Below are 12,737 nucleotides of genomic sequence, written 5' to 3' on the forward strand. Positions count from 1 at the left end.
AGCAGGGTGCCGCCGTCGTCGGTGCGCCGCCCTGCCGCCAAGCACACCCGTACGCAAAGGCCCACGCAGCGAGGAGTTTTCGCATGTCGTCCAAGCTCAACGGTGACTTCAAGGTCGCCGACCTCTCCCTGGCGCCGTTCGGTCGCAAGGAGATCCAGCTCGCCGAGCACGAGATGCCCGGTCTGATGTCGATCCGCAAGGAGTTCGCCGCCACGCAGCCGCTGGCCGGCGCCCGGATCACCGGTTCGCTGCACATGACGGTGCAGACCGCGGTGCTGATCGAGACGCTGACCGCGCTCGGCGCCGACGTGCGCTGGTGCTCCTGCAACATCTTCTCCACCCAGGACCACGCCGCCGCCGCCATCGCGGTCGGCCCGGAGGGCACCCCCGAGGACCCGTCGGGCGTGCCGGTCTTCGCCTGGAAGGGCGAGACCCTGGAGGAGTACTGGTGGTGCACCGAGCAGGCGCTCACCTGGCCGAACGGCCAGACCCCGAACATGATCCTGGACGACGGCGGTGACGCCACGCTGCTGATCCACAAGGGCGTGGAGTTCGAGAAGGCCGGCGCCGCGCCGGACCCGTCCACCGCCGACAACGACGAGTTCCGGATCATCCTGGAGCTGCTCAACCGCACGCTGGCCGAGTCGCCGCGCAAGTGGACCGAGGTCGCCGCCACCATCAAGGGCGTCACCGAGGAGACCACCACCGGCGTGCACCGCCTGTACGAGATGCACCGGGACGGCAAGCTGCTCTTCCCGGCGATCAACGTCAACGACGCCGTCACCAAGTCGAAGTTCGACAACAAGTACGGCTGCCGCCACTCGCTGATCGACGGCATCAACCGCGCCACCGACGTGCTGATCGGCGGCAAGGTCGCGGTCGTCTGCGGCTACGGCGACGTGGGCAAGGGCTGCGCCGAGTCGCTGCGCGGCCAGGGCGCCCGGGTCATCATCACCGAGATCGACCCGATCTGCGCGCTGCAGGCCGCGATGGACGGCTACCAGGTCACCACCCTGGAGGAGGTCGTCTCGATCGCCGACATCTTCATCACCACCACGGGCAACAAGGACATCATCCTTGCCTCCCACATGGAGCAGATGAAGCACCAGGCGATCGTCGGCAACATCGGCCACTTCGACAACGAGATCGACATGGCCGGTCTGGCCGCGCTCCCCGGCGTGGTGAAGACCGAGGTCAAGCCGCAGGTGCACGAGTGGCGCAAGGCCGACGGCCGCACGATCATCGTGCTCTCCGAGGGCCGGCTGCTGAACCTGGGCAACGCGACCGGTCACCCGTCCTTCGTGATGTCCAACTCCTTCGCGAACCAGACCATCGCGCAGATCGAGCTGTTCACCAAGACCGAGCAGTACCCGGTCGGTGTCTACGTGCTGCCCAAGCACCTGGACGAGAAGGTGGCCCGCCTCCACCTGGACGCCCTCGGCGTCAAGCTCACCACCCTGACCAAGGACCAGGCCGACTACATCGGCGTCCCGGTCGAGGGCCCGTACAAGGCGGAGCAGTACCGCTACTGACCAGACGGTGAGCTGAGCTGACCCGAACGCGGCCGCAGGGCCGGTGCGCCCCCGTGGTGCACCGACCCTGCGGCTTCGTCAGTCCAGCACCCGGGTGGTCCACTTGCTGTCGTCCAGCCCGAACAGCGTGATCTTCCCCAGCAGGCCGGTGGCTCCGCCGACCTCGTTCAGCATGTCGCCCGCGTACTGCCCCTCGACGCAGACCTGCAGGCCCTGGTCGGTCGTGCAGAGCGGCGGGCTCACCTGGAAGCCGGGAGGCGCGCCCTGACCGATCGACACGGTCGGCTGCGGTTCCGGCGCGGTCGGCGTCGGCGGGATCGGCTTGACGGTCACCGAGACGGACGTCGTGCCCTTCTGGAAGATGATGTTGAAGTCCCACGCGGTGCTGGGGCCTTCACTGCGCTCCGGACGGTCCAGCGTGGTCATGATCGGCTTGAAGTCGGCCGGCACCCCCGTGATCCGCAGCGGCAGCGGCACCTGGGCGACCTTGACCGTCACCCCGGCTGCCACCCGCAGCAGAGTCGGCTCCGGGTCCGGGTAGTTGGTCGGGTACGAGTCCAACTCGACCCAGTTGCCCGTTGCCGCCTGCCAGCGGAGCATCGCGTGCCCCTCGGTCGGATGCGCGGGGTCGGCGGCGATCCAGTACGCGGGTCGGCCGTTCACCGGCGGGGCGTCCACCTTGGCGACCGGCGGTGCGGAGCCCGGCCCCGCGGCGGGCAGGCTCGGCGTGGTGCCGGTCGGGTAGACCTTGAGCCGGATCCGCGGTGCGTCGATCCCGGTGCTGCCGCGCGCCTCGGCCGCCGTACCGTCCTCGTAGCTGGCCTCGTAGCTGACCCCCGCCTTCCCGCCCACCCAGTCGGGCAGCCAACCGAAGCTCGCCTCGGCCACCAGCGGGTCGCTGCCGGTGGCGGGGACGAAGCCGTCCTGCTGTCCGTGCGCCGGGACCGCGTTGGCGTCGCCCGAGGGCGTGGCGCTGCCGCTGTCGCTGGCGGTGGGCGTCGAGTCGGTGCGCAGGCCCGGTGTGTCGGCACGTCCGCCGGAGCCGGACGGCAGTACCGCCAGCGTGGTCACGACCACCGCCGCGACCACCGCCGCCGAGCCGACCGCCATCCGCTGCCGGCGCCTGCGGGTCCGGCCGATGCGGATCGCCTGCGCTGCGCTGACGGTGCTCGCCGGAGCGGCACTCTCAGTCAACCGGACCATGCCGTCCACGAGTTCGGGCATCTCCTCGGCCATCATGACATCCTCTCTGCGGCGGTGACCGGCCGGACGACCAGCAGGCGGCGCAAGGCGTCCAGCCCGCGCGAGGTCTGGCTCTTCACGTTGCCGGTAGAGCAGCCCAGCGTCTCGGCGGTCTGCTCGACGGACAGGTCGCAGTAGTGCCGCAGCACCACTGCGGCCCGCTGCCGGGGCGGCAGTTCGGCCAGCGCTCGCCGCAGGTCGAGCCCGGCCTCCAGGTCCGCCGGCGCGCTCGCCCGCTCCACCGGCTCCGCGGCGTGCCGCGCGGTGAACCGGCCCCAGCCGGACCGCTGCTCGGCCAGGAACGTGTTCACCAGCACCCGCCGGGCATACCCGTCGACGTTGTCCGCCCGGGAGACCCGCCCCCAGCGGGTGTACAGCTTGGTGATGGTCTCCTGGACCAGGTCGTCCGCGCGGTGCCAGTCCCCGCACAGCAGGTAGGCCACCTTGCGCAGCCACCCCGCCCTCGACGCGACGAATTCGGTGAACTCGTCGTCGTGTTTCGCCTTGGCCATCGGCGGCCACGCTCCTCTCAGCGGCAGCACTCCCCGGCACTGCTCGACCCCCTGATGCGACCGACCACCCGAAAGGTTGCACGGAGGGTTCGACATGCTCTCCACGTAGGCTTCGACCCATGCCCAACGGCCGCTACTCCCACCACGACCCGCACGACGGCACGCCCCTCGGCGAGGAGCGGTTCAGCTGCGCGCCCGGGCCGGCCGGCTGGCGCTACGTCTCCAAGACCTACGCCGCCGACGGCACCGTGCTCAGCACCCTCGACCTCACCCTCGACTCGCGCAGCCGCCCGCTCCGGATGGAACTGCGCTCCGGCGGCTGGCAGGTGCGCGGGGGAGCGGTGGACGGGGTCGCCTGGGTGCGCACCGACCCCGCCGACCCGACCGGTGCCGCGGCCGCCGAGGGCCACGACCGGGCCCATGGCTTCGCCGGCGACTCGCCCGCGTTCCTGATCGCCACCGCCCGGCTGCTCGGCCTCGCCGCCGGCGCGAGCGCGCGGGTGCGGCTGGTCTCCTTCAGCGGCGCGGCGCTGGCGCCACGCACCTTCGACCAGGGTTGGACACTCGCCTCGGTCGAGCAGCACGCCACCGACACCGGACCGCTGCAGGTCGAGCGCTACCAGGTGGCCGACCTGGAGACCGGTGAGCAGCGGGAGGTCCACCTGGCCGGTGACGTACTGCTGGCCGCGCCCGGGATCGAGCTCGAGGAGCTGGAGTCGCCGCCCAACACCTGGCCGAGCTGGGACTGACCGCTCAGCCCGGCAGCGCGAATCCGCCGTCCGCGACGGGCGCGGTCGCCGGCGGCGCATCCTGCGGCTCGGCGGCCCGGACCGGCAGCACCGGGGGCGGGGTGACCTGGACCGGCACCACCGGGGGCGGCTGCACCGGCGCCGGCGGCACTGGCGCCGGCTGGACCGGCGCCTGCGGCACGGGCGCCGACTGCACGGGCGCCTGCGGCACGGGCGCGGATGGCGCCGGCGCTTGGGGCGGCACACCCAGGTACCGCACCGGCGCGGCCGGGGGCGCGAACTGAGGCATCGGCGGCGCGAACGGTGACGGGACCGGGACGGGGACCGGGGGAGCGTACGGGGACGGGGCCATCGGCTGCGCGTACGGAGCGGCTGCCGCCGCCCGCTGCCACTCACGCCGCTGCCGCTCGGTCAGCACCGCGCCGAGGTACAACGCCGGGTGCAGGCCCGCCGGCACCGGCCACTGGGTCCGCATCGCCACGTCCCCGGCCAACTGGTGCGCCATCCGGAACGCCACCTCTGCATCCAACTGGTCGGCCCGGCCGAGCAGCTGGCGGATCGCCAGCCAGAGTCCCTCGGGCACCGAGGACAGGTCCAGGCGGACCAGATCGGTCCCCAGCGCGGCCATCACCTGCGGCGGCGGCGCCACCACCGGACCCGTCGACCGGCCTGCCGGCACCCGCTCCCGGACCACGATGGTGCCCGCGAAGATGTCACCGAGGCGCCGCCCGTCGGAGTTGACCAGCGAGGTGATGGCCGCCGGGACCCCGGTCAGCAGGATGATCTCGATGATCCCGACCAGCCCCCGGACCAGCGCATGCCGGAACCGGGCCGGCCCGCCGTCCAGCCGGACCACCCGCAGCCCCAGTGCCATCTTCCCCAGCGACCGCCCGTGGGTCAGCGTCTCCACCGTGACCGGGACGGCGACCAGGAAGAACACCATCATGCAGATCATCAGCGCCGCCGCGGCAGCGCCGTCCAGCCCCTCCAGCAGGGTCAGCAGCAGCACGGTGACGATGAAGAACGCGGCGAACTCCACCGCCAGATCCAGCACTACGGCCAACGCCCGGCTCGGCAGCTTCGCCGTCCGCAGGCCGAGAACCACGGCCTCACCCGTCACCAGGTCGCTCACTGAACCCCGCCCGTCCACTCGGTCACGTATCGCGCCAACCCTACGGACCCGCCTGATGCCGGGGAAGGCCGGTCCCAGCGGGCCCGCTCTCTGGCAAGCTGACCCCGCTCGTTCTGTTCGTCCTCCCGTTCGTCCTTCTGTTCGCCCTCCCTGGAGCTGAGTCGTCATGGACCTGGATGTCTTCGTCGCCGCCCATCAAGCGCAGTGGGCGCGGCTGGAGACGCTCAGCAGGCAGCGCAGGCTCACCGGCGAGGAGGTGGACGAGCTGGTGCTGCTCTACCAGCGGGTCACCGGCCACCTGGCAAGGGTCCAGGCCACCGCGCCCGACCCGGCCCTGGTCGGGCGCCTGACCACGCTGGTCGCCCGGGCCCGCACCGCCGTCACCGGCAGCCGGGCAGCCGGTTGGCGCGACGCCGCCCGCTACTTCACCGTCAGCTTCCCCGCCGCGCTCTACCGTTCCCGGCGCTGGTGGCTACCGGTGGCCGTGATCTCGCTGCTCGTCTCCGCACTGATCGCCTGGTGGGTCGCCACCCACCCCGAGGTCCGCGACAGCCTCGCCACCCCCACTGAACTGCGGGAGATGACCCGCCCCGGCGGCGCCTACGAGGCGTACTACTCCGACCGCCCGGCCAGCTCCTTCGCTGCCCAGGTCTGGACGAACAACGCCTGGATAGCCGCCGAGTGCCTGGTCTTCGGGGTCTTCCTCGGCCTGCCGGTGCTCTGGGTGCTCTTCGGCAACGTGCTCAACCTCGGCGTCGGCATCGGCCTGATGGCCTCCGCGGGCCGACTGGACCTCTTCCTGGGCCTGCTGCTCCCGCACGGACTGCTCGAGCTGACCGCCGTCTTCGTCGCCGCGGGCATGGGCCTGCGCCTGGGCTGGACGGTGATCGACCCCGGCCCCCGCACCCGCTCGGTGGCGCTGGCCGAACAGGGCCGCGCCATCATCGGCATGGCCATCGGCCTGGCCGTGATGCTCTTCGTGAGCGGCCTGCTGGAAGCGTTCGTCACGCCGTCCGGTCTGCCCACCTGGGCCCGGATCGGTATCGGAGTGACCGCAGAGGTGCTCTTCCTTCTCTATGCCCTCCTCCTCGGCCGTCGCGCGGCAGCCACCGGGGAGACCGGCGACGTCGAGTCCGCCGACCGCGACGACCTCCAGCCGGTGGCGGGATGACCCCCGATGACCTGGTAGTCTTCTCTTCGCGCCGACCGAACCGTTGACACGGAACCGGAAGGCTAGTAGATTCGAACGGTTGGGACGGACTGGACAAACAGCCCGGACCGAGCGTAGTGTCTATGACACGGCAGGCCGAGGCGAGGCATCCACGCGGATGCGGCCCGGCAAGCCCCCTCCCTCAGCGGGAATTCGGCAAGAAATCGGCTGGTAAACAGCACGAATCGGGTCTGATAAGCTGAGAACACGAAAGAACGAAACGCCCGGAGAGCTTGCTGGAAAGCGGCTTGAAGGAAGTGTCCGTTCCTTGAGAACTCAACAGCGTGCCAAAAGTCAACGCCAGATATGTTGACATCCCCGGCCTCGATCGTCTGATCGGGGTTGGAGATTCCTTTTGAAGTAAAACACTAGCGAGGACGCAGTGCACGGGGTCGGCCTATTCCGCCGATTGTCGTGCCGCTCTGCGCGGGTGTCGACCCGATTACGGGAAAACATTCACGGAGAGTTTGATCCTGGCTCAGGACGAACGCTGGCGGCGTGCTTAACACATGCAAGTCGAACGGTGAAGCCCTTCGGGGTGGATCAGTGGCGAACGGGTGAGTAACACGTGGGCAATCTGCCCTGCACTCTGGGACAAGCCCTGGAAACGGGGTCTAATACCGGATATGACCTGGGACCGCATGGTTCTGGGTGTAAAGCTCCGGCGGTGCAGGATGAGCCCGCGGCCTATCAGCTTGTTGGTGGGGTAATGGCCTACCAAGGCGACGACGGGTAGCCGGCCTGAGAGGGCGACCGGCCACACTGGGACTGAGACACGGCCCAGACTCCTACGGGAGGCAGCAGTGGGGAATATTGCACAATGGGCGAAAGCCTGATGCAGCGACGCCGCGTGAGGGATGACGGCCTTCGGGTTGTAAACCTCTTTCAGCAGGGAAGAAGCGCAAGTGACGGTACCTGCAGAAGAAGCACCGGCTAACTACGTGCCAGCAGCCGCGGTAATACGTAGGGTGCGAGCGTTGTCCGGAATTATTGGGCGTAAAGAGCTCGTAGGCGGCCTGTCGCGTCGGATGTGAAAGCCCGGGGCTTAACCCCGGGTCTGCATTCGATACGGGCAGGCTAGAGTGTGGTAGGGGAGATCGGAATTCCTGGTGTAGCGGTGAAATGCGCAGATATCAGGAGGAACACCGGTGGCGAAGGCGGATCTCTGGGCCATTACTGACGCTGAGGAGCGAAAGCGTGGGGAGCGAACAGGATTAGATACCCTGGTAGTCCACGCCGTAAACGTTGGGAACTAGGTGTTGGCGACATTCCACGTCGTCGGTGCCGCAGCTAACGCATTAAGTTCCCCGCCTGGGGAGTACGGCCGCAAGGCTAAAACTCAAAGGAATTGACGGGGGCCCGCACAAGCAGCGGAGCATGTGGCTTAATTCGACGCAACGCGAAGAACCTTACCAAGGCTTGACATATATCGGAAACGGCTAGAGATAGTCGCCCCCTTGTGGTCGGTATACAGGTGGTGCATGGTTGTCGTCAGCTCGTGTCGTGAGATGTTGGGTTAAGTCCCGCAACGAGCGCAACCCTTGTTCTGTGTTGCCAGCACGCCTTTCGGGGTGGTGGGGACTCACAGGAGACTGCCGGGGTCAACTCGGAGGAAGGTGGGGACGACGTCAAATCATCATGCCCCTTATGTCTTGGGCTGCACACGTGCTACAATGGTCGGTACAAAGGGCTGCGATGCCGCGAGGCGGAGCGAATCCCAAAAAGCCGGCCTCAGTTCGGATTGGGGTCTGCAACTCGACCCCATGAAGTTGGAGTTGCTAGTAATCGCAGATCAGCATGCTGCGGTGAATACGTTCCCGGGCCTTGTACACACCGCCCGTCACGTCACGAAAGTCGGTAACACCCGAAGCCGGTGGCCTAACCCTTGGGAGGGAGCCGTCGAAGGTGGGACCAGCGATTGGGACGAAGTCGTAACAAGGTAGCCGTACCGGAAGGTGCGGCTGGATCACCTCCTTTCTAAGGAGCACATAGCCGGTTGCGAGCGAATGTCTCGCACGGTTGCTCATGGGTGGAACGTTGACTATTCGGCACACTGGGTGATGGTTCGTGAGTACTGCTTCGGCGTGGAAAGCGTTCTTGAGTCTGGTGTGTCGGGCACGTTGTTGGGTCCTGAGGGAACGGCCGTCATGGTCTGAACCTCGAGGATGCCGGTCCCACGGACAGTACTCGTTTTCGGGTGGTGTAGGTGGGTGTCTGGTCGTTGTTTGAGAACTGCACAGTGGACGCGAGCATCTGTGGCCAAGTTTTTAAGGGCGCACGGTGGATGCCTTGGCACCAGGAACCGATGAAGGACGTGGGAGGCCGCGATAGGCCCCGGGGAGCTGTCAACCGAGCTTTGATCCGGGGGTGTCCGAATGGGGAAACCCGGCAGTCGTCATGGGCTGTCACCCGCACCTGAACACATAGGGTGCGTGGAGGGAACGCGGGGAAGTGAAACATCTCAGTACCCGCAGGAAGAGAAAACAACCGTGATTCCGGGAGTAGTGGCGAGCGAAACCGGATGAGGCTAAACCGTATTGGTGTGAGACCCGGCAGGGGTTGCCGATACGGGGTCGTGGGAAAGTTCTTCAGTCGTCTGCCGGCGGCTGGGTGAGTCAGAAACCGTTGGTGTAGTCGAAGGACATGCGAAAGGTCCGGCGTAGAGGGTAAGACCCCCGTAGACGAAACATTAGCGGCTCACTTGAGCTTCTCCCAAGTAGCACGGAGCCCGAGAAATTCCGTGTGAATCTGGCGGGACCACCCGCTAAGCCTAAATATTCCCTGGTGACCGATAGCGGATAGTACCGTGAGGGAATGGTGAAAAGTACCGCGGGAGCGGAGTGAAATAGTACCTGAAACCGTGTGCCTACAAGCCGTGGGAGCGTCGTTGGTCTTCGGACCAGCCGTGACTGCGTGCCTTTTGAAGAATGAGCCTGCGAGTTTGCGGTGTGTAGCGAGGTTAACCCGTGTGGGGTAGCCGTAGCGAAAGCGAGTCCGAATAGGGCGTTTGAGTTGCATGCCCAAGACCCGAAGCGGAGTGATCTAGCCATGGGCAGGTTGAAGCGCGGGTAAGACCGTGTGGAGGACCGAACCCACCAGGGTTGAAAACCTGGGGGATGACCTGTGGTTAGGGGTGAAAGGCCAATCAAACTCCGTGATAGCTGGTTCTCCCCGAAATGCATTTAGGTGCAGCGTCACGTGTTTCTTGCCGGAGGTAGAGCACTGGATAGGCGATGGGCCTCACCGGGTTACTGACCTTAGCCAAACTCCGAATGCCGGTAAGTGAGAGCGTGGCAGTGAGACTGTGGGGGATAAGCTCCATGGTCGAGAGGGAAACAGCCCAGAACACCGACTAAGGTCCCTAAGCGTGTGCTAAGTGGGAAAGGATGTGGAGTCGCAGAGACAACCAGGAGGTTGGCTTAGAAGCAGCCACCCTTGAAAGAGTGCGTAATAGCTCACTGGTCAAGTGATTCCGCGCCGACAATGTAGCGGGGCTCAAGCACACCACCGAAGTCGTGTCATTCACAGAATACGTCCAACGACGCTGTGGATGGGTAGGGGAGCGTCGTGTTCCGGGTGAAGCGGCCGAGGAATCGAGTCGTGGACGGGATACGAGTGAGAATGCAGGCATGAGTAGCGATACAAGAGTGGGAAACTCTTGCGCCGATTGACCAAGGGTTCCTGGGTCAAGCTGATCTGCCCAGGGTAAGTCGGGACCTAAGGCGAGGCCGACAGGCGTAGTCGATGGACAACGGGTTGATATTCCCGTACCCGCTTTGAAGCGCCAACGCTGAACCTCTGAATGCTAAGGCCGTGAAGCCGGCCCGGAGTCTTCGGACAAAGGGACGTGGTGGAGCCGCTGATCCGACAGGGTATTAGGTGAGCGATGGGGTGACGCAGGAAGGTAGTCCAGCCCGGGCGGTGGTTGTCCCGGGGTAAGGGTGTAGGCCGAGTGGTAGGCAAATCCGCCACTCTTTAAGGCTGAGACCTGATGCCGAGCCGATTGTGGTGAAGTGGATGATCCTATGCTGTCGAGAAAAGCCTCTAGCGAGTTTCATGGCGGCCCGTACCCCAAACCGACTCAGGTGGTCAGGTAGAGAATACCGAGGCGTTCGGGTGAACTATGGTTAAGGAACTCGGCAAAATGCCCCCGTAACTTCGGGAGAAGGGGGGCCGGAACTGGTGGAGGCACTTGCTGCCCGAGCTGGGGCCGGCCGCAGAGACCAGCGAGAAGCGACTGTTTACTAAAAACACAGGTCCGTGCGAAGCCGTAAGGCGATGTATACGGACTGACGCCTGCCCGGTGCTGGAACGTTAAGGGGACCGGTTAGCTCCATTTCGGTGGGGCGAAGCTGAGAACTTAAGCGCCAGTAAACGGCGGTGGTAACTATAACCATCCTAAGGTAGCGAAATTCCTTGTCGGGTAAGTTCCGACCTGCACGAATGGCGTAACGACTTCTCGACTGTCTCAACCATAGGCCCGGTGAAATTGCATTACGAGTAAAGATGCTCGTTTCGCGCAGCAGGACGGAAAGACCCCGGGACCTTTACTATAGCTTGATATTGGTGTTCGGTTCGGCTTGTGTAGGATAGGTGGGAGACTTTGAAGCCTTGACGCCAGTCTTGGTGGAGTCGTCGTTGAAATACCACTCTGGTCGTGCTGGATGTCTAACCTGGGTCCGTGATCCGGATCAGGGACAGTGTCTGGTGGGTAGTTTAACTGGGGCGGTTGCCTCCTAAAGGGTAACGGAGGCGCCCAAAGGTTCCCTCAGCCTGGTTGGCAATCAGGTGTTGAGTGTAAGTGCACAAGGGAGCTTGACTGTGAGACCGACGGGTCGAGCAGGTGCGAAAGCAGGGACTAGTGATCCGGCGGTGGCTTGTGGAAGCGCCGTCGCTCAACGGATAAAAGGTACCCCGGGGATAACAGGCTGATCTTCCCCAAGAGTCCATATCGACGGGATGGTTTGGCACCTCGATGTCGGCTCGTCGCATCCTGGGGCTGGAGTAGGTCCCAAGGGTTGGGCTGTTCGCCCATTAAAGCGGTACGCGAGCTGGGTTTAGAACGTCGTGAGACAGTTCGGTCCCTATCCGCTGTGCGCGTAGGAGTGTTGAGAAGGGCTGTCCCTAGTACGAGAGGACCGGGACGGACGAACCTCTGGTGTGCCAGTTGTCCTGCCAAGGGCATGGCTGGTTGGCTACGTTCGGGAGGGATAACCGCTGAAAGCATCTAAGCGGGAAGCCTGCTTCGAGATGAGCACTCCCACCTCCTTGAGAGGGTAAGGCTCCCAGTAGACGACTGGGTTGATAGGCCGGATGTGGAAGCCCAGTAATGGGTGGAGCTGACCGGTACTAATAGGCCGAGGGCTTGTCCTCAGTTGCTCGCGTCCACTGTGTTGTTCTGAAACAACGACCCCATCCCGTTTGGTCACGGGGATGGTGCGGCGACAGTTTCATAGTGTTTCGGTGGTCATAGCGTGAGGGAAACGCCCGGTTACATTCCGAACCCGGAAGCTAAGCCTTACAGCGCCGATGGTACTGCAGGGGGGACCCTGTGGGAGAGTAGGACGCCGCCGAACAATCATTCAGAAGAAGCCCCCACCGTTTATTCGGTGGGGGCTTCTTCGCGTTTTGGCAGGTTACGATCCTTTCATGGCACGCCCCGCTCCCAAGAGCCGTCAGAACCAGCAGCCCGACCCCCAGCCCCGTCGCGAGGCGTTCGGCCTGGCCACCGACCCCTTCGCTTTGGAGACCTCGCACGAGGTTGCGGGGATGTACCTGGCACCGCCCGAGCGAGTGCTCGCCCTGCACCTGGACGCGGAGACGATGCTCCGCCCAAAGCTCCGGGAGGAGCTGGGCGAGCGGCAGGCTGAGCCGCTGCCGCCGGCCGTCCAGGAACTGCTCGCCAGTCTGGAGCGGACGACCGAGAAGGTGCAGGGCACGCTGCACCGTCGGCGGCGCGGAGTGGAGTTCCGCCGGTTCCTGTCGGAGCTGGACAGGGAGCTGCCGGAGGTCGGCGAGATCCACCTGATCTGCGACAACTACTTCACCCACAAGTCGCCCACCGTGGTGAACTGGCTGCGCGCCCACCCGCGGGTCACCATGCACTTCGCGCCCACCGAGCAGGCCTGGCTGGCCTGCGTGGAGCGTTGGTTCGCCTACCAGGCGGCGCGGGAGGCGTTCCACGGGGACAAGTCCTCGGCTGCCGGGCTGAGCCAGGGAATCGCCGGCTGGGCCGAGCAGAACGAGGCGGCGGACTCGCAGACCGAGTCCGAGGCGGCCGAGAGCGGCCGCGCCCACGTCTGGCTCAAGCCGTCCCACCTCTGAACACGTCCCACCTCTGAACGCGGAGGGAAGGCAGCA

General features: G+C 65.5%; 7 protein-coding genes and 3 rRNA genes. 7 read left to right on the forward strand and 3 right to left on the reverse strand.

What is annotated here, in order from left to right; all coding sequences use genetic code 11:
- Window positions 1-83 precede the first annotated feature (83 nt).
- Entirely contained in the window at window positions 84-1,532 is a 1,449-nt protein-coding gene (ahcY, locus tag BR98_RS27445) for an adenosylhomocysteinase (RefSeq protein ID WP_035848617.1), read from the forward strand.
- 78 nt (window positions 1,533-1,610) lie between these two features.
- Here the strand turns inward: ahcY and BR98_RS27450 are convergent, their stop codons facing one another.
- A complete protein-coding gene (locus BR98_RS27450) occupies window positions 1,611-2,771 on the reverse strand; it encodes a hypothetical protein (protein WP_232247619.1) in 1,161 nt (386 codons plus the stop codon).
- Window positions 2,768-3,286 (reverse strand): SigE family RNA polymerase sigma factor, encoded by a 519-nt coding sequence (locus BR98_RS27455; RefSeq protein ID WP_035848627.1) that lies wholly within the window; start codon window positions 3,284-3,286, stop codon window positions 2,768-2,770. Before BR98_RS27455 ends, BR98_RS27450 begins: the two co-directional genes overlap by 4 nt.
- Before the next feature lie 119 nt (window positions 3,287-3,405).
- Between BR98_RS27455 and BR98_RS27460 the strand changes: the two genes are divergently transcribed.
- Window positions 3,406-4,035 carry a hypothetical protein gene (locus BR98_RS27460; protein WP_035848632.1) on the forward strand — a complete coding sequence of 210 codons (630 nt, stop codon included), beginning with the start codon at window positions 3,406-3,408 and terminating at the stop codon, window positions 4,033-4,035.
- A gap of 4 nt (window positions 4,036-4,039) precedes the next feature.
- Here the strand turns inward: BR98_RS27460 and BR98_RS42120 are convergent, their stop codons facing one another.
- Window positions 4,040-5,155, reverse strand: a complete 1,116-nt coding sequence (locus tag BR98_RS42120) for an RDD family protein (RefSeq protein WP_267886095.1) — start codon at window positions 5,153-5,155, stop codon at window positions 4,040-4,042.
- A gap of 178 nt (window positions 5,156-5,333) precedes the next feature.
- Between BR98_RS42120 and BR98_RS27470 the strand changes: the two genes are divergently transcribed.
- The 5 genes from BR98_RS27470 to BR98_RS27490 all read left to right on the forward strand — a co-directional run bounded on the left by BR98_RS27470 (window position 5,334) and on the right by BR98_RS27490 (window position 12,701).
- The gene (locus tag BR98_RS27470; RefSeq protein ID WP_035848635.1) at window positions 5,334-6,338 is read left to right on the forward strand and encodes a stage II sporulation protein M; all 1,005 of its coding nucleotides are present in this window, start codon (window positions 5,334-5,336) and stop codon (window positions 6,336-6,338) included.
- Between the two features lie 494 nt (window positions 6,339-6,832).
- Window positions 6,833-8,354 (forward strand): 16S ribosomal RNA (locus BR98_RS27475).
- Between the two features lie 280 nt (window positions 8,355-8,634).
- A 23S ribosomal RNA gene (locus tag BR98_RS27480) occupies window positions 8,635-11,750 on the forward strand.
- An 86-nt stretch (window positions 11,751-11,836) separates the two neighbouring features.
- Window positions 11,837-11,953, forward strand: a 5S ribosomal RNA gene (gene rrf / locus BR98_RS27485).
- The 16S, 23S and 5S rRNA genes sit together here, the layout of an rRNA operon.
- A gap of 73 nt (window positions 11,954-12,026) precedes the next feature.
- On the forward strand, window positions 12,027-12,701 hold the full coding sequence (locus BR98_RS27490) for a transposase (protein WP_083977051.1): 675 nt from the start codon (window positions 12,027-12,029) through the stop codon (window positions 12,699-12,701).
- Window positions 12,702-12,737: the final 36 nt, after the last annotated feature.

This window comes from Kitasatospora azatica KCTC 9699 (assembly GCF_000744785.1).
In the GTDB taxonomy this organism is placed as follows: domain Bacteria; phylum Actinomycetota; class Actinomycetes; order Streptomycetales; family Streptomycetaceae; genus Kitasatospora; species Kitasatospora azatica.

What these genes read in the sequence shown, in the direction of transcription:
- ahcY (WP_035848617.1), top strand. Translation starts at nt 84, where the DNA reads ATGTCGTCCAAGCTCAACGGTGACTTCAAGGTCGCCGACCTCTCCCTG.
- BR98_RS27450 (WP_232247619.1), bottom strand. Translation starts at nt 2,771, where the DNA reads ATGATGGCCGAGGAGATGCCCGAACTCGTGGACGGCATGGTCCGGTTG.
- BR98_RS27455 (WP_035848627.1), bottom strand. Translation starts at nt 3,286, where the DNA reads ATGGCCAAGGCGAAACACGACGACGAGTTCACCGAATTCGTCGCGTCG.
- BR98_RS27460 (WP_035848632.1), top strand. Translation starts at nt 3,406, where the DNA reads ATGCCCAACGGCCGCTACTCCCACCACGACCCGCACGACGGCACGCCC.
- BR98_RS27470 (WP_035848635.1), top strand. Translation starts at nt 5,334, where the DNA reads ATGGACCTGGATGTCTTCGTCGCCGCCCATCAAGCGCAGTGGGCGCGG.
- BR98_RS27490 (WP_083977051.1), top strand. Translation starts at nt 12,027, where the DNA reads ATGGCACGCCCCGCTCCCAAGAGCCGTCAGAACCAGCAGCCCGACCCC.